The organism is Thalassoglobus polymorphus, assembly GCF_007744255.1.
Classification (GTDB): domain Bacteria; phylum Planctomycetota; class Planctomycetia; order Planctomycetales; family Planctomycetaceae; genus Thalassoglobus; species Thalassoglobus polymorphus.
In genome coordinates, this window is the sequence record NZ_CP036267.1 from 4495566 (window position 1) to 4511307 (window position 15742).

Here is a 15742-nt window from a genome sequence, read left to right on the forward strand (position 1 = left end):
TCAGTTTGCGGAGTCCTTTTCAGTGATTCCTGTCAACATTTTTTCCATGTACTTCCCGATGATGTCAGTCTCGATATTGACTGTTTCCCCCACGGAACGATTTCCAAGAGTCGTCACTTCGAGAGTGTGAGGAATGAGAGCGACACTAAATCTCTCCGCTTCCACATTGACTAACGTCAGCGATACACCATCAACGGTAACTGATCCTTTAGGAACCATTTGACGAGTCAGAGCTGCAGGAACTTTGAACCAGATATTCGTCCATTCCCCTTCAGTCTCAACGGCATCAACGTGCCCGATTGCGTCAACATGCCCCTGAACAAAGTGCCCCCCCATCCGGTCAGTCGGTCGAAGAGATCGTTCAAGATTCACAGCCGTCCCCGGTTTGAATGTCCCGAGATTTGTTTTCGAGAGCGTTTCCGAGCCAGCCTGAAAAACCCACAAGCTTTGATCGGCTTGAGGCTGCTCAATACGAATGACTGTCAAACAACAACCGTTGATGGCGATACTATCACCAATTTTTGTCGACTCGATTTCGTCGAGATGGCCCGATGGATTAATGGCAATATCCACACCGGGGCCATTTTCTATCACCGATTCAACAGTTGCCAAACCTTCAACTAATCCAGTAAACATAATTCCTGATGCGGCTTATTCGCCGTGCTCCCAAGGGTTGTGTCGATCCGAAAAGCGAGTCAATCACGAGCTCTACAGCCTAATCCGTTGTACTCAAACACTTTCGTATTTCTCCTGTCCGCAAGAGTGCATATCATGTGACGAATCACTCAAATCCACGAGACAGAAGACGTACGACTTTTTCAATAATGACTTAGGCCTGTATAAGCACACAGCCCGAAGCGAATTCCGCGTTGAGCGAAATTTGCTTCGGGCTGATGAATGTCAATAATGAACCGTTCCATTGAACAATTATGACAACCCCAGACAAAATTGTCCAATCAGTCAATTTTGAACCGCCCAATTGCAACCAAAGCGGAGAGCGACAGGTAGTTTCTCCTGACGACAAGAATATTGAATGCCGCTGCGTGATGATCGCATGAATTTCCAGTGATTTTTCACGACCGAAAGATCGAACGCAGCCGTTTACGTAAACCACCACCTCTTCAGAGAGTGAATAACATTTATGGTTGGGACATCGAAGCCTTCATTTTTCTCCTACCTGGGAATCTGGACGCTCCTGCTGATTTTGCAGTGCGATCTCTCCAGATCCTCCGCGCTGGGGGCAGATTCTGCGTACATGGATCAACCGCTGGCGATTGTTGCTGTCTCTGGACTCGAAAGAGTCGAGAAAGACCTCATCCACTTGGGAGAAGTCAGCGGAAACAAGAAACCAGCTCAACAGTTTCAACTCTTACAAAAAAAACTTCAGCAGTTTCCAGGAATTGATCGTCAGCGACCAGTCGGCGGGATGCTGGTCCTGCACCGCGAGAAACTCGAACTCCCCACCTTCCTCGTAATGCTCCCTGTTACCGATGGTGAAAAATTCGTTACCGCATTCAAAAAGAAAATCCCTGTCGTCCAGACAATCAAAAAGGGAAACTGGAAAATCAACATTCCCAACATGCCGCTCTACGCCAACCTGCGGGACAAGTACCTGCTCATTGCTCAAAGGCGCAACACACATCAACACGTCACCAGCGAGATGCTCAAATCACTGGAGACACAAACCCGCCAGAATGATGTTTCAATTTCTCTGTTACAGGCCGGAATCTCTGCGCCGCTGCGAGACCGGATCGTTGAAGGTTTTCAGATTGAACTCAACAAAGAGCTCGAACAAAAACCAAACGAAAAAGATGAAGAATACGCACTTCGAAAAGAGTTAATCGAGTTGATTCGCCTAACCGGTCTCCAACTCTTCACGAAGATGGAAAAAATCTCAGCCACTCTTCAAATCGAGTCAGACATCCAACTGAACGCCGAACTCAAAGTCGTCCAAGAGAGCGACCTGTCCGATGTGCTGGCAAGTCTTCCACTCGCAGAAAAGAGAGTTCCTGGAGTCACCACAGAATCGCGACCTGTGAGAATTCAGTTCTCATTGAACGTCCCGCAACCGTTTCAATTATTTGCCTTGAACATCCTGAAACAGGTGCGAGAAGATGTCCGTCGTGATCTCAGCCCGCATCTTGCAGAAGCAGACCGCATGCCTGTCCGAGGTGCCTTCGATGCCATTCAGCAATCGATTGATGATGGAAAACTCGATGGGTTAATTGAGTTTCAGGAGATCGAAGAAACGCGCATGGTCCTCATTGGCGGGCTCAGAATTCTGGGTGACAGCTTGATGGCAACCTCTCTGGAAACCATTCTGCCGTATGCCCGCGACTCTAAAGACATCACCGAAGTGGAGATGAACGTCATTAATAACGAGCACCTGAAACTGCACCGCCTGAAAGGGAAAGAGCCTCGCGACGAAGACCGGCGACTCTACGGTGATGAGCTTTCACTCTTTGTCGGGACAGGAGCAAATTCGCTTTGGCTCTCCGTTGGCGGCGAGAAAACCCCCGAACTGATCTCTAATCTGAGCAGCCACGAGACGAAACCGGTCGAATCAATCGTTCAGATTGATTTTTCACTCGATCCCTGGCTTCGACTTGGTGAAAAACATCAGCAAGATCTTGAGAAAGTGAAACGCTTCCGACAAGCCTTTCCAGATGACCAAAACGATCAGGTTCATATCAACATCAAAAGTAGTGCATCAGGCTTAAATGCAACTCTTCACGCAGAGTCGGGCTATCTGAAACTATTGGGAATCGCCATGGAGAAAAGCCCGTAGAAGAAAAACAGGCTGCCCAGTAGCGAATTCAGTAGCGAACCCAGCAGCGAATCGGTAAAGCTGCTTGTTCCTATCGTGTCCGTGTGAGCCCGCGAGCAACAGGTGCTTTGCCTGCATCATTGAGATGCTCGTAAACGTTTCACCGCACCGCTGACTAATTGAACCGTCTCTGCAATTTCATCCAGACTGTTTTGCCCCCCAACAGAAAAACGTAACGACGACTGATACACCTCAGGCGGGCAGTTCATTCCCACCAAAATGGGAGCAGGCTCTGCTGAGCCGCTGGCACAAGCACTACCGTGTGAACAACAGATTCCGCTTAAGTCCAATGCGACAAGTAAGGCATCGGCATCACATCCGGGGAAGGCGATATTGAGTGTGTTCGGCAAACGTGAATTCTCATCACCATTGATGAAAACGGGAGAGCAACTTTCTGCCAAGCCTCTTTGCAAATGGTCTCTGAGCTTGGCTTGGTGAGCAGTTCGTTCTTGCAAATCTGCACAGCACATCGACAGTGCTTTCGCCATTCCCGCAGCAAGCATTACGGGCTCTGTTCCAGCACGTTTTCCATTTTCCTGATGCCCACCAACGAGTTGCGGGAAGACCTTCACTCCTTCACGCACAAGCAATGCGCCGATCCCGCGTGGCCCATAGAACTTATGCGCTCCGATCGACAGCGTCGCCGCACCTGAATCACGAAATGAAACCGGGATTTTCCCTGCTGCCTGCACTGCATCCAAGTGCAATGGAACTCGATGTTCTTCGCAGAGCGCTGTCAAAGAAGATAGGTCCAGCACCGTACCGGTTTCATTATGAGCAACCAGCGCAGTCGCCAAAACCACATCCGACCACTCCACGGAATCAAGTGAAGCTTGCTCAATTTGACCGACGTTCGTCAGCTTCAATGGTTGCTTTCGGCAACCTCGTTGAATCAATCGCTTGAAGGCTTCCGTCGTCGCTGGATGTTCCCCCGGAGGAAGAACCACAGACCCGCTGCGTCCGACGGTCAATCCAAAAATTGCGAGATTGGACGATTCCGTTCCGCCGCTGGTGAAGAAAACCTCACTCGGCTGAGCATCAAGCAAGGCTGCAATTGTCTCTCGAGACTCTTCCAGAACTTGCCTCGCTTTTCGCCCAGCGAGATGTCGACTTCCAGGATTTCCAAACGCGAACGTCGCCACACGTTGCATTTCCTCCATCACTTCGGCAGCGACAGGCGTTGTGGCGTTATTGTCAAGATAAATCATGGTACAGATCGAGCAATTGACAGCCCAAGAGGAGCTTGAAGGGCGATCGCCACTTCAAAGCCTTCTCTCTGCTGCAACTCACATTTCCAGTGAGACTCCGACTCCTATCCGTTAAATCGAGATAGGATCAATGAGATGTTCTGGCCACCAAAGCCAAAGCTGTTCGAGAGTGCATGATCAACTTTCCGCTCTCTCAATTCATTGGGAATGTAATCAAGATCGCAGTTCGGATCGGGTGTCGAATAGTTGATGGTCGGGGGAACGATGTCATCTTGCATCGTCAGCAAACAGACAATCGCCTCCGCACTACCAGCTGCGGCAATCAAGTGCCCCATCATACTTTTCGTACTCGAGACCGGCGTCTTGTAAGCGTCCTGTCCGAGAGCCTGCTTAATCGCCAGCGTTTCGACTTTATCATTGACTGCGGTGCTTGTTCCGTGTGCGTTGATGTAGTCAACGTCGTCGGTGTTGATCCCGGCATCCTTCAATGCCATTTTGATCGCTCCGGTTCCTCCACGTCCCTCGGGGTGGATATCGGTAATTCGGTAAGCATCAGCTGTAGAGCCGTACCCAGCGATCTCACCCAGGATCTGAGCTCCCCGTGCCTGTGCATGTTCAAGCTCTTCCAGAATCAGAATCCCGGAGCCTTCGCCAAGAACAAACCCATCACGTTCCTTATCAAACGGCCGTGAGGCGGCTTGAGGATTGTCATTCCGTGTTGAAAGTGCCGTCAACAGATTAAAGCCGGTCACTCCAAACGGATGAATCATACTGTGTGCTCCGCCAGACATCATGATATCTGCGTCACCCTGGCGGATAATCTCGCTTGCTTCACCGATCGCCTGACTCGAAGCAGCACAAGCAGTCAAGCAATTCAGGTTCGGTCCCTGAGCGTTGAAGATACTCGCCAAGTGACCGGCAGGCATGTTCGGTTCCTGTTCTCGTTCTTCATTTGGGTTGAGTCGTTCGAGACCTTCTCTGGTGAACTGCTCCATGTCGAATTCACCGTTTTTCTGCGCATTGGCAATGAGCTGCATGAACAGAAAGAAGTCCTGCTGACCTTCTCCCGCCCCCAGATAAACTCCGAATCGGGTTGGGTCGAATTTTTCATTTTCAATTTCCAGGCCTGAAGACTTCATCGCCTGAACAGCGGCTCCGATCGCAAAACGAATGTTTCGCCCGGCATGCTGAAATCGTTCGGGATTATCGATGTAATCTCCGAGCTGAAACTCCTTCACCTCAGAAGCGAATTTCGTCGGAAATCCAGAGGCATCAAAGTGTGTGATATAGTCAATCCCACTCTTGCCTGCTTTTAGTGAATCCCAAGTTGAATCCACATCGTTTCCGAGTGGAGTAACACAACCTATTCCGGTGACGACAACACGTCTACGCATCAAAGCTATCCTATTTGTAAAGCTGTCCAGGTCGGGAGCAGATTTTCTCAATCCGGACTGAATTGCCTATGGAGGAAGTTCATCCCATCCATCTGAAACCGACTTTCATCAATTCGGCAATTCTGAAATCGTAACCCCGCCTCATTATAGGACGCAAGCAGACTCATTGAGAAGCCCCCTTTTTGGTTCTGAAAATACCGATTATGGCAATTTTAACGCCCCTGCACGGGTTGGTGAATTTTCTCACCACAATGACGGAATCGATCACCCCGCTACAAAACCGAGACAAACAAGCACAAATGGATAAAGTTTTCCGGATTTGACTGTTATTAACGTCACGACCGATCTCGAGTGGTATCTTTAAAAAATCGCGTGATTCTTGAAGTTTTAGCTGAGTTTTTCGACCTAGTAGGCCATTCCTAATGAGCAGCCAAGCCGTACTTCCTCCCTCGCCTTCCCCGGCCAACTCTTCAAAAAGTCAGAATCTGCCCACTCCGACAGACAAGAATCCGCTTCAAGATATCATTGAATTAGCTGGAATCGATGAGCTCCCAGATGTCTGGTGGGTCACAGATCTTAAAAACGAATCACCGCGAATCGATGTTCGCTGCCTCTCCGAATCGACGCGATTGGGAAAACGATTGCTCGATCTCTTCGTGTCAGCCACTCTCCTCGTCCTCCTTCTTCCAGTGATGATCATCGTTGGAGTGCTTGTGAAACTGACCTCTCCCGGCCCAATGATTTTCAAGCAAGTTCGAGTCGGACTCAATCTGCGTCGCACGGGGTCTGACCGCAGAAAACTGTCCGATGAAGAGAGCTCCACAGAAGACCGACGGAATGCACCTTCTGACAGGAGGGTCAAATTTGCGTACGGTCAGCATTTTACGATCTACAAGTTTCGAACGATGCGAAACGATGCGGAAAAAAATGGAGCCCAGTTCGCTGTCCAAGGGGACGCACGCATCACAGGAATCGGAAAATTTTTGCGTAAAACCCGGCTCGACGAGTTGCCACAATTGATCAACGTCTTGCGAGGGGAAATGTCACTTGTTGGCCCTCGCCCAGAGCGGCCAGAGTTCATGGCTGAACTGTCAGAAGAGATCCCGTATTACCTTGACCGCTTGGGACTCAAACCAGGACTCACCGGTGTTGCTCAAATCATCAATGGCTACGACAACGAAATCGACAGCTTCCGCCGTAAAGCCGCTTTCGACTTATACTATCTACAGAACTGCTCCGTTTGGAATGACTTCAAAATCCTAGTCCGCACCGTCAAAGTCGTCTTAAGCGGAAGTGGAGCCCTGTAGAGCAGCTATTGAATTGGTGTTCCGGTTCAGCCTCATAACTAGGCATCGATGGATGCCGTCAAAGCGACCTTCTCGGGCACAAAAACAGGTTGAAGATGCGCTCATTGCCCGGCGCTGATCTGACAACTCTGGTATTTCGGTCACTCCGGTTGCGAGTTTCCAGATGAATGCTTAGAAAGAGTTTTTCCGAGCTCATTCTTCATCCATACTGGCGTCATGATCACTCGCACACATACCTCTGACGATGGAACTGTCAGCCATGCGGTCTACACCGACTGTGAACGCTATCGCTATGTGCTGACACGACAATGGGAAGAGTCAAGCTGCAATCGAGCGGTCTTTATTGGTTTAAATCCATCAACTGCGACGGAATACCAAAACGATCCGACAGTCGCGCGGTGTATCAACTACGCGAAAGCCTGGGGGCACGATTCGATGACAATGCTGAACGCATTTGCATTCCGATCGACTGATCCCAAAGGGCTCAAAACTATTGACGATCCAGTCGGCCCGGCGAATGATCGCTACATCCTGAAACAATGCCGCGAAGCCAGCCAAATCATCCTCTGTTGGGGAACTCACGCAGAGCACCTGAACCGCGGCCTCAATCTTCTCGCAAAACTCAACAAGCTTGACCTTGAACTCAGCTGCCTGAAAATCACCAAGCATGGTCATCCTTCACACCCACTCTACCTGAAAAAAAGCCTGCTGCCGCTCCCATATGCCCCTGAAAGAACACTCAGCTCCTCAGACTGATACTCACAAGAGGCTTCAGAGACGCGCTGAAGACCAGCTTGTCCATCGACATTTGCAACGACTCCAAAATGTGATCGACCCGCCACGAGGCAGATTTTGCAAACCAATTCGAAAGATGTTCTAGAGACTGGTAACGGACCACCACAAATTTCACCCCTGAATTAGCGACTATGAGCGATCATCAAAATCCTTTGTCTTTAGGCTTCCGAATGCCTGCGGAATGGGAACCGCAAGAGGCAATCTGGCTTTCGTGGCCTCATTCTCTGGAAACCTGGCCCGGCGCGTTCGAGCCGGTTCCGCACATTTTCGCTGAGATTGCGAGGCACATCGCTGAGTCGCAACTCGTGCGAATTAATGTCAACAACGAATCGATGGCGGATGAGGTTCGGCAGTTGCTGAACAATGTGAAAACGAACATTGAGAACGTTCGCTTTCATCTCAACCCGACCAACGATGCCTGGGTTCGTGACCACGGGCCGATTTATCTTGTACGCTCCGAAAATCAACAAACAGAACGGGCGATTTCGAATTGGGGTTACAATTCCTGGGGAGGAAAGTACCCACCCTTCGATTTCGACAATGCAATTCCAAAACGAATTTCAGAAGAGTTTCAGGAGTTCGCATTTTCGCCCGGTATGATCCTCGAAGGAGGCTCGATTGATGTCAATGGTTCTGGCACACTGCTGACCACGACCTCTTGCTTGCTCAACAAAAACCGCAACCCGGGTCTGTCGCAATCGGAAATTGAGACTCGACTCAAGAACTTCCTCGGAGTCAATAAAATTCTTTGGCTCGGTGAAGGAATCGTAGGTGACGACACTGACGGACACATTGACGACATTACACGTTTTGTCTCTTCCAACGTCATCGTGACAGCAATTGAAGAGAACGCTTCCGATGAAAATTACTCTCCGCTTCAACAGAATCGAGAGTTATTGCAAGGAATGACCGATCTCGAAGGGAACTCGTTCGACATTGTCAACTTGCCAATGCCCGATCCCGTTTACTTCGAAAAAGAACGCCTTCCCGCGAGTTACGCGAATTTTCTAATCTGCAATTCAAAGGTTCTCGTGCCGACGTATCGATGCGAGAAAGACCAAACTGCAATCGGAATCCTTGCTGAACTCTTTCCCGATCGTACGGTCGTCGGCATTGACTGTACCGACCTGGTTTGGGGACTGGGAGCAATTCATTGCCTGACGCAACAACAACCGTCGGCCGATTCCATTTTCCCTTTGTAACCCGTTTCAACTCCAGCGTTTTCGCTGAGGAGGGGAGGAGACGTTCCTTCACAGAGGAAGAGGAAGAAGAAGGAGAAGAAGGAGTCGAGACTTATTTGAAGGATTGAGTCGCAGCGACAGCGAGTTCATCACAGCGTTCGTTCTCCGGGTGGCCACTATGGCCCTTAACCACTGTAAAACGGACGTCATGCTGGGAAAGTAAGTTGTCGAGTCGCTGCCAGAGTTCGACATTCTTAACCGGTTTGAGTTTTTTCCCCTCACGCCGTTGCCAGCCGTTCTTTTTCCAGTTCGGCATCCACTCTTTCGAACCTTTTGCGACGTACACGCTATCAGTAATCACTTCCACTTCTGAAGATTTCGAAAGCGCTTCGAGCCCGCTGATGACAGCCATCAACTCCATTTGGTTGTTGGTTGTCTCACGATCTCCGCCGCTCCCTTCCTTTTCAGAACCAGTTGCCGGGTGCCTGAGAATGTATCCCCAACCACCGGGACCGGGGTTTCCGCTGCAAGCTCCGTCAGTGAAAAGTTGCACAAACGGGCAGTTCGATACCTGATCAGCAGACATAACTCCCCTCGACCGTGGATTGAAGCACGGGCAGAAAAAAAATTAGCGAGTTGGTTCCCTGCCGATGAAAGACTGGTCAATGAGTCCAGCCTGAATTCAGACTGCTGACCTCATACTGCCTGATTTTGCAGTCCCATAATGGCAGACGGGCATGTCGTATAGGCTGAGAGCCTATTTCGCACGATAAACAATGCGCCCACGATTCAAATCGTAGGGAGAGACTTCAACTTTCACGCTATCGCCAGGGACGATACGAATAAAGTTTTTGCGCATTTTCCCAGAAACATGGGCCAAAACAACGTGTCCGTTCTCCAGCTCCACTCGGAATTGTGTATTGGCAAGTGCCTCGAGCACTGTGCCTTCCATTTCGATGGCCCCTTCTTTGGCCATAAAGCTTCAACCTTCTTGAGTGTTTTTTTTTACGGTTAACGAGGACATCCCGCTAACGTGAAGGGCAAGATTGTAGCCACACGGAACCAGAGAATCAAAGCGTATCTTGGAATTGAGAATCGAATCCGTTGAAATAATTCTCGAAGCCTGCAGCGGCGACAAGAATGACGAGCCTCCTTGCTGAGCAGACAGGAAATTGAGTACTGACTCAAACAGCTTTCGTCTCACTTTTGCCCGCGAAAGAGAGCTTTCTTCACATTGCGCCACGAGGCAAATCACTCTGGTATCTCAGCTCTCGATACAGTCTGAGTCACTTTTGATCGGCTCTGTCGATTGGAAAGACGAGGGTAAATTTCGTTCCCCGGTTGAGTTCACTTTCACAATCGATAGTCCCGCCGTGCGCTTCGACAATCTTACGAACTGTTGGAAGCCCTAACCCGCTGCCAGCTGGCTTTGTAGAAAAGAAGACATGGAACATCTTGTCTAAAGCCTCGGGAGACATCCCGCAACCGGTATCGATGATCTCTAAGACGACGTTGTTGTCACGACAACTTGTCTGGAGCTCCAGGAGCCCTCCCGATGGCATCGCTTCCTGGGCATTTCGAACAAGGTTCGTCAAAACTTGTTGAATGAGCCGAACATCAAGAAAGACCGGCGGAATATCCGATTGAAAATGGGGACGAACGTCGATCCCATGTTCTTCGGCCTCAGCTTTGTAGAACTCAAGAAACTGGTTCATGACATCTTCCAGATTCATTCGCTCCAAGTGCAACTCGCCTGCCCGAGTGAACTGCAAAAATGCTTCGAGTACCTGGTCGAGATTGTCGCACTGAGTCTGAATCGTTTTCACCTTCTGCAACATGCGGTGAGCAGCCGGAGAATCAAATGCTTCGAGTTCTTCAAGCAACAACTCCAGATTCATGCTGATCGTCGAAAGTGGATTTCGCACTTCATGTGCGAGCCCCCCAGCCAACACTGTGACTTCGTTGTATTGTTTTTCCAGTCGTTTCCGTTCAGAAGAATCGAAGGTTTCGTCTGTCATTGCTGGCTCACAATTGAAACATGTCCCTGAAAGCTGTCATCTGATTCTGGGTAGTCGCTGCGATAGTGGACTCCCCGACTCTCTTTTCTGGCGCGGGCCGACTCAATGATGAGACGAGCGACCAGAAGCATATTCTGGAGTTCCCAGCCTTCGACAGACTGAAATTCCCGTAGCGAAACATATCGTTCCCAGAAATCAACTTGCGTCGCTGCAGCGGCTAAACCAGTTTCATCGCGACGAATCCCAACGTTTCTCCACATGATTGCCCCCAGCGAATTGAGAAGATCCGTCAAGTTCAGACTGTCTTGGTTCTCCATAAACGTTGACCCCGAAAGGACTGGGGGAGCCTCAAAGTTATCAGGAATCTGGAGTGCCGCTTCGGAAGCACCAAGTCCGGCGTTGATCCCGAAAAACAATCCTTCCAGCAAACTGTTCGACGCGAGACGATTCGCTCCATGCAGTCCACTCGAAGTCACTTCTCCGGCCGCCCATAGTCTGGGCAAAGTCGTTTTTCCATTTAAGTCGACGGTCAGTCCGCCGACCATATAATGAGCCCCCGGCCGAACCGGAATTCGATCTTTGGCCAGATCGAGTCCAAACTCCCGACACATCTCGCTGATGTTTGGGAATCGATTCGCGATCATGTTCGGGTCGAGATGCGTCAAGTCGAGATAGACGCAAGGATGCCGTGTCTTCTCCATCTGATCAGTGATCGCGCGGCTGACAATATCTCTGGGGGCGAGCTCCAATCGATCATCGTAATCTCCCATGAATCGATATCCGGCGACATCAACCAGATGACCTCCTTCGCCACGCACCGCTTCAGAGATGAGATGCCGTGAGCTTCCCGCGATATACAGAACGGTGGGATGAAATTGCATCATCTCCATGTCTCGAAGTTCAGCCCCAGCCCGGTACGCAAGAGCATGCCCGTCGGCAGTCGCAATGTCCGGGTTGGTCGTCTCGCGGTACAAGCGACCAGCGCCGCCGGTCGCTACAATCGTCTGCTTCGCCCAGACAAACGTCTTCCCGTGGTATGAATTCCACATCAACGCTCCACGACATTCCCCGTCGTAAGTGAGCAAATCGATGGTAAACGTTTTCTCCCAGATCTCCGTGCCGCTCGCGCCACGAATGCTGTCGATCAAGGCCCGCATGAGCTCTTTCCCAGTGGCGTCACCGAGGGCATGAGCGACTCGCGGGTGGCTGTGACCACCTTCTGTCGTCAACGCGATATGTCCGTCGATCTTGTCGAAGTTAGCTCCGTAGGCTGCCAACTCACGAATACACTTCGGGGCTGATTCCACAACGGCTTTGACCACATCCTCATCACACAGTCCTGCACCTGCTGTGATGGTATCCTCAGCGTGGTTGCTAAATTCATCAGACGGGTCCAGAACTCCAGCAATCCCTCCTTGAGCCCAGGAACTGTTCGACACCGAGACCTGATCTTTGGTGACCATGACGACTCGAAGTTTCGGATCGACTTCCAGAGCTGCGCGGACACCTGCGATGCCTGTTCCGATAATCAACACATCGACAAACATGTGTGGAATCCGCTTTGGATCAAAACGAATCAAATAACGTTGAGGGGGTGAATGGTGAAGTAAGGACATCCAGTGTATCGCTTCTTGAGAACAACATAGGGTCAGTAATAATGAAGAGCAGCTGCGGAAATTGTTGCTGGAGGGAAATTATGGTTACTCACTGAGTTCTCCCCCCGAGATTCAGTTCTCATCGGGAATTTTACGGCCATGTGGATCAACGTCAGGCGAGTCCAGTTCATGCTTGAGCTGTTCTCTCATCTTTTCATCGAGAAAGTGTTCGACATAATGAGCGGTCTCATGGAGATGGTCATCTGGAAGGTCGAAGTGTTTCTGCATGTAGGACTCCCAAAGACGGTGGCTGCCGATGAGTTCTGCAGCACGGGAACGGCCTTGATCAGTCAACGCAAGCCCTTGAGTTGATGCGAGCAACAACCCGAGTCGCCGAAGTCGAAACATCGCGAGCCAGCGCTCGAACGGCGGAATCCACACAGTCTCTTTTTCTGTCTGGGAGGCACTGACATACAGTTCCCCAAGTTGTTCTTCAAATCGATAGACGGTTGAAAGAATATCGTCGGCAGCAATTTGCATGCGCAACTTTAATCGCGAAAAACCTTTTCCAAGTAACCCATAACGAGGAGACAACAGAAAAGCAGCTATGAAGAAGAGGCCACACGCGACAGCAATCATCCCGGACGTTCCGGCATCTTGAACCTGATCGAACCCCAATGGCTGAAACACCATGACAGGCACTGTCTTCGCAAGAATTTGCCCCAGGATCGCGCTCAAACCTGCCACGACTAAACTGATCGCAATTGTCAGGTGCAATCGGTCCGTCAGCAAGACGGCAGTCGCCGCCGGGACAATCAACAGGCCAATAACAAGGATGCTACCGACTGATCGAAACGCCATCACAACAGTCACCGCAGTGGCTGCCATGAGCACATCATTCACGAGGCGAGAGTTGATTCCCTGAACCGTTGCAAGGTCCGGATCGAAGGCTGCGATTCGCAGTTCTTTGTAAAAGAGAACAAGGAGAATCAGGTTCAGAAGCAACGAACTTCCATTCACCAGATATGCTCGTGGGAAATCATATCCCAGAAACGAAATTTCGTCCCAAACGATCAGTTCAAGCTGACCAAACAGCACGCAATCTAAATCCAGATGAACGTCCGCCTTGAGTCGAATCAACAACAAGCCCAACGCGAACAGCGACGTAAACACAACCCCCAACGCAGCGCTACTTTCGACGCGTCCAAGTCGCTGGACCCATTCAGTCAGAACGGAAGTGAGCACACCGATGAGAACTGCGCCGCTGATTAACAGGATCGGCTCAGCTGTTGAGTGTTCCGGAATCCAGTCAAAGGAATGACTTAACCACTGCGAGAACAGAATCGCCAACACGACACCTGGCAACGCTGTATGGCTGAGCGCATCGCCCATCATGCTTTGCCGACGCAACACAAGCCAAACACCGGGAATCGCACAAGCCATAGCAGCCAATGCCCCCGCGACAACCATGGATGTGTCCCACGGATGCCAGTTGTCCAGAAGTGTGAAAAATTGATGGAGCATGCGACTCGTTAGGTGTTGTTTTCCCGATCTGATTCGTTCGCAGAACGTTTCAATTTTACCAAGAAGCAATCAGCAACGGCTGACTGCAAATCTAATTCTAGAGCAAGCTGCTCTAAATGTCCGTTTTGGCCAGTTGAGTCTGAATCTCTTCCAGACTGACGAAGTTTCCGCTTCCGATTCCGGGGCAGTCTCTTCGAGTTTGTTCCCACGATTCGGGAGAGTCGACATTCGATTTCCAGAACGGCCAGGTTTTGCACTGAATCGGACGTACCGGGTAAATTGTACATCCACGCCCCTGCGGATCAAAAAAGACACAGTCTCCGTTTGCGAATTCTGTCAGCGAAGTTTTTCCTCGTGCGGGGCGTGTATACAACAAGCGAATCTCCCCGATCGGCTTGTCGAGATACTCCGCAATATCCTTCACTTCCTCTTCGCTGACCCAAACAAAGCCAGGCGCACCCGTGCAACAGTTGCCGCACTGAGTACATTCGAATTTCAGGCCGTCACTGTACCAGGGCTCATTGTTCATGAATTTGACTTCTTCTTGATTCCCTGACTCGCGATCCCTTCGGTACGCATGCTCTCAAAAAGCCCGAGGTCCGACATGTGTTGATGGATCACTTGCTTTCTTTCCTCTGGCATTTCGTACAGTGGTTCGCATAACCGATCGCTACAAAGCCCAGTGAATCCCAACGCCGTTTTGATCCCAGCGAGATATCCGGTCGGTGCGGCACCAACTTCGTACAAACTTTTGGAAAGCCGTAAGACCTGGTGCTGAAGCCGATGTACTTCTCGCAAGTCCTCGGTCACAGCAGCTTCGTAAAGGGAGACGTATAAGCTCGGGGCAAGATTCGCTCCCCCAGAAATTCCGCCGTCTCCTCCCATCAGTACCGACTGTGCCATCAACTCTTCCGGTCCTACCAGAACCGTAAAATTCTCACGCTCTGATTTCAGCTCGATCAATTTATTGTAATACAGCATATCCGCAGAGCTGTCTTTGACTCCGATGAACTTTTCAAGTTTCATCAACGATTCGATCGTTCCGATTTCATAAGAGACTTTTGTGTGGCTGGGCATGTTGTACAGCAAGAACGGAAGTGGCAACTCCGCAGCCATCTCTTCAATGTATCGCTTTAAATCTTGCTGATGCATCGGGAAGTAATAGGGTGTCGCCAGGACAACGGCATCGGCTCCGCAGCTTTGTGAGAATTTGGCGAACTCGATTGACTCTGTCATCGACGTATCAGTGATTCCGACCAAAACCGGCACGCGACCCTGAATCTGTTCGCAGGCGATTTGAATGAATTCCTGCTGAGTTTTATGACTGAGACTGGGAGCCTCTCCACTCGTCCCCAAAATAAACAACCCATGCACTCCCCCCTCAATGACATGATCAACGAGCCTCCGAGTGCCATCGACATCGATTTCATCACGCCCCAGCAGCGGGGTCACCAGAGGAGGAATAATGCCTTTCAAAGGGAGCACTGTATCTGTCATGAGTCGTTTCGCTATTTGAGCAATGTTTTGAGCATCGTAATGCTGGTCGTCCCCGTGAAGATCACTTTCGTGAGTTCATTGACTGCTCGCCACGAGGCTGAACGTGAATGACCAATATTGGACTTGCGATAGATGAATATCCGTCAGCGATACTTTATCTGGTATTCACGCTGACGAAAACCGCAGATGGTCCAAGTCTGAAGAGTTGCGTGGAGTCGCTCATTGGTGGTCCTTGAAATTTCCCCTCTCCGCACAATCGACGAAAAAATCAGCTGAAGCACCGTGCTGAGGAGGAAGTAAGTGTGCAAGAAACAAAATAGTGAGTTCACAGCGATATAAAATGCTCGCTCCAGACTGACCAGAGTCCTCTGTTCAAGTGAATGGAAACCGAGCCGG

Annotated in this window: 15 protein-coding genes; 5 read left to right on the forward strand and 10 right to left on the reverse strand. The window is 50.3% G+C overall.

Annotation, left to right across the window (positions count from 1 at the left end):
* A complete protein-coding gene (locus tag Mal48_RS16160; RefSeq protein WP_145201801.1) occupies positions 1 to 636 on the reverse strand; it encodes a riboflavin synthase in 636 nt (211 codons plus the stop codon).
* A gap of 505 nt (positions 637 to 1141) precedes the next feature.
* Between Mal48_RS16160 and Mal48_RS16165 the strand changes: the two genes are divergently transcribed.
* Complete coding sequence (locus tag Mal48_RS16165; protein ID WP_145201804.1) at positions 1142 to 2788, forward strand: hypothetical protein; 1647 nt, start codon at positions 1142 to 1144, stop codon at positions 2786 to 2788.
* A 116-nt stretch (positions 2789 to 2904) separates the two neighbouring features.
* Here Mal48_RS16165 and Mal48_RS16170 read toward each other — a convergent pair whose 3' ends face one another.
* On the reverse strand, positions 2905 to 4035 hold the full coding sequence (locus Mal48_RS16170; protein WP_145201807.1) for a cysteine desulfurase family protein: 1131 nt from the start codon (positions 4033 to 4035) through the stop codon (positions 2905 to 2907).
* A 104-nt stretch (positions 4036 to 4139) separates the two neighbouring features.
* On the reverse strand, positions 4140 to 5429 hold the full coding sequence (gene fabF, locus Mal48_RS16175; RefSeq protein ID WP_145201810.1) for a beta-ketoacyl-ACP synthase II: 1290 nt from the start codon (positions 5427 to 5429) through the stop codon (positions 4140 to 4142).
* A 422-nt stretch (positions 5430 to 5851) separates the two neighbouring features.
* On the opposite strand from fabF, the gene Mal48_RS16180 reads away from it, so the two are divergent.
* From Mal48_RS16180 to Mal48_RS16190, 3 genes are all read left to right on the forward strand, one after another.
* Positions 5852 to 6736, forward strand: coding sequence for a sugar transferase (locus tag Mal48_RS16180; protein WP_145201813.1), 885 nt, complete (start codon positions 5852 to 5854; stop codon positions 6734 to 6736).
* A gap of 216 nt (positions 6737 to 6952) precedes the next feature.
* On the forward strand, positions 6953 to 7492 hold the full coding sequence (locus Mal48_RS16185) for a DUF1643 domain-containing protein (RefSeq protein ID WP_145201816.1): 540 nt from the start codon (positions 6953 to 6955) through the stop codon (positions 7490 to 7492).
* A 170-nt stretch (positions 7493 to 7662) separates the two neighbouring features.
* Positions 7663 to 8733 carry an agmatine deiminase family protein gene (locus Mal48_RS16190; RefSeq protein ID WP_145201820.1) on the forward strand — a complete coding sequence of 357 codons (1071 nt, stop codon included), beginning with the start codon at positions 7663 to 7665 and terminating at the stop codon, positions 8731 to 8733.
* 91 nt (positions 8734 to 8824) lie between these two features.
* Here the strand turns inward: Mal48_RS16190 and rnhA are convergent, their stop codons facing one another.
* The 7 genes from rnhA to Mal48_RS16225 form a co-directional block, all read right to left on the reverse strand.
* Entirely contained in the window at positions 8825 to 9298 is a 474-nt protein-coding gene (gene rnhA, locus Mal48_RS16195) for a ribonuclease HI (protein WP_145201823.1), read from the reverse strand.
* Positions 9299 to 9469: 171 nt separating this feature from the next.
* The gene (infA, locus tag Mal48_RS16200) at positions 9470 to 9688 is read right to left on the reverse strand and encodes a translation initiation factor IF-1 (protein WP_145201826.1); all 219 of its coding nucleotides are present in this window, start codon (positions 9686 to 9688) and stop codon (positions 9470 to 9472) included.
* A gap of 310 nt (positions 9689 to 9998) precedes the next feature.
* Positions 9999 to 10730 carry a sensor histidine kinase gene (locus Mal48_RS16205; RefSeq protein ID WP_145201829.1) on the reverse strand — a complete coding sequence of 244 codons (732 nt, stop codon included), beginning with the start codon at positions 10728 to 10730 and terminating at the stop codon, positions 9999 to 10001.
* Complete coding sequence (gene nadB, locus Mal48_RS16210; protein ID WP_145201831.1) at positions 10727 to 12346, reverse strand: L-aspartate oxidase; 1620 nt, start codon at positions 12344 to 12346, stop codon at positions 10727 to 10729. The genes Mal48_RS16205 and nadB overlap by 4 nt, the downstream gene beginning before the upstream one ends.
* Positions 12347 to 12457: 111 nt before the next feature.
* A complete protein-coding gene (locus tag Mal48_RS16215) occupies positions 12458 to 13849 on the reverse strand; it encodes a metal ABC transporter permease (RefSeq protein ID WP_145201834.1) in 1392 nt (463 codons plus the stop codon).
* 112 nt (positions 13850 to 13961) lie between these two features.
* Positions 13962 to 14378, reverse strand: coding sequence for a YkgJ family cysteine cluster protein (locus tag Mal48_RS16220; protein WP_145201837.1), 417 nt, complete (start codon positions 14376 to 14378; stop codon positions 13962 to 13964).
* On the reverse strand, positions 14375 to 15346 hold the full coding sequence (locus tag Mal48_RS16225) for a dihydrodipicolinate synthase family protein (RefSeq protein ID WP_145201839.1): 972 nt from the start codon (positions 15344 to 15346) through the stop codon (positions 14375 to 14377). The genes Mal48_RS16220 and Mal48_RS16225 overlap by 4 nt, the downstream gene beginning before the upstream one ends.
* Positions 15347 to 15453: 107 nt before the next feature.
* On the opposite strand from Mal48_RS16225, the gene Mal48_RS23770 reads away from it, so the two are divergent.
* Positions 15454 to 15582: a hypothetical protein gene (locus Mal48_RS23770; RefSeq protein WP_261341956.1), complete on the forward strand. Its 129-nt coding sequence runs from the start codon at positions 15454 to 15456 to the stop codon at positions 15580 to 15582.
* The last annotated feature ends 160 nt before the right edge of the window (positions 15583 to 15742 follow it).

Excerpts from the sequence above, each read along its gene's own strand:
- Mal48_RS16160 (WP_145201801.1), bottom strand. The coding sequence starts at position 636 with ATGTTTACTGGATTAGTTGAAGGTTTGGCAACTGTTGAATCGGTGATA.
- Mal48_RS16165 (WP_145201804.1), top strand. The coding sequence starts at position 1,142 with ATGGTTGGGACATCGAAGCCTTCATTTTTCTCCTACCTGGGAATCTGG.
- Mal48_RS16170 (WP_145201807.1), bottom strand. The coding sequence starts at position 4,035 with ATGATTTATCTTGACAATAACGCCACAACGCCTGTCGCTGCCGAAGTG.
- fabF (WP_145201810.1), bottom strand. The coding sequence starts at position 5,429 with ATGCGTAGACGTGTTGTCGTCACCGGAATAGGTTGTGTTACTCCACTC.
- Mal48_RS16180 (WP_145201813.1), top strand. The coding sequence starts at position 5,852 with ATGAGCAGCCAAGCCGTACTTCCTCCCTCGCCTTCCCCGGCCAACTCT.
- Mal48_RS16185 (WP_145201816.1), top strand. The coding sequence starts at position 6,953 with ATGATCACTCGCACACATACCTCTGACGATGGAACTGTCAGCCATGCG.
- Mal48_RS16190 (WP_145201820.1), top strand. The coding sequence starts at position 7,663 with ATGAGCGATCATCAAAATCCTTTGTCTTTAGGCTTCCGAATGCCTGCG.
- rnhA (WP_145201823.1), bottom strand. The coding sequence starts at position 9,298 with ATGTCTGCTGATCAGGTATCGAACTGCCCGTTTGTGCAACTTTTCACT.
- infA (WP_145201826.1), bottom strand. The coding sequence starts at position 9,688 with ATGGCCAAAGAAGGGGCCATCGAAATGGAAGGCACAGTGCTCGAGGCA.
- Mal48_RS16205 (WP_145201829.1), bottom strand. The coding sequence starts at position 10,730 with ATGACAGACGAAACCTTCGATTCTTCTGAACGGAAACGACTGGAAAAA.
- nadB (WP_145201831.1), bottom strand. The coding sequence starts at position 12,346 with ATGTCCTTACTTCACCATTCACCCCCTCAACGTTATTTGATTCGTTTT.
- Mal48_RS16215 (WP_145201834.1), bottom strand. The coding sequence starts at position 13,849 with ATGCTCCATCAATTTTTCACACTTCTGGACAACTGGCATCCGTGGGAC.
- Mal48_RS16220 (WP_145201837.1), bottom strand. The coding sequence starts at position 14,378 with ATGAACAATGAGCCCTGGTACAGTGACGGCCTGAAATTCGAATGTACT.
- Mal48_RS16225 (WP_145201839.1), bottom strand. The coding sequence starts at position 15,346 with ATGACAGATACAGTGCTCCCTTTGAAAGGCATTATTCCTCCTCTGGTG.
- Mal48_RS23770 (WP_261341956.1), top strand. The coding sequence starts at position 15,454 with ATGACCAATATTGGACTTGCGATAGATGAATATCCGTCAGCGATACTT.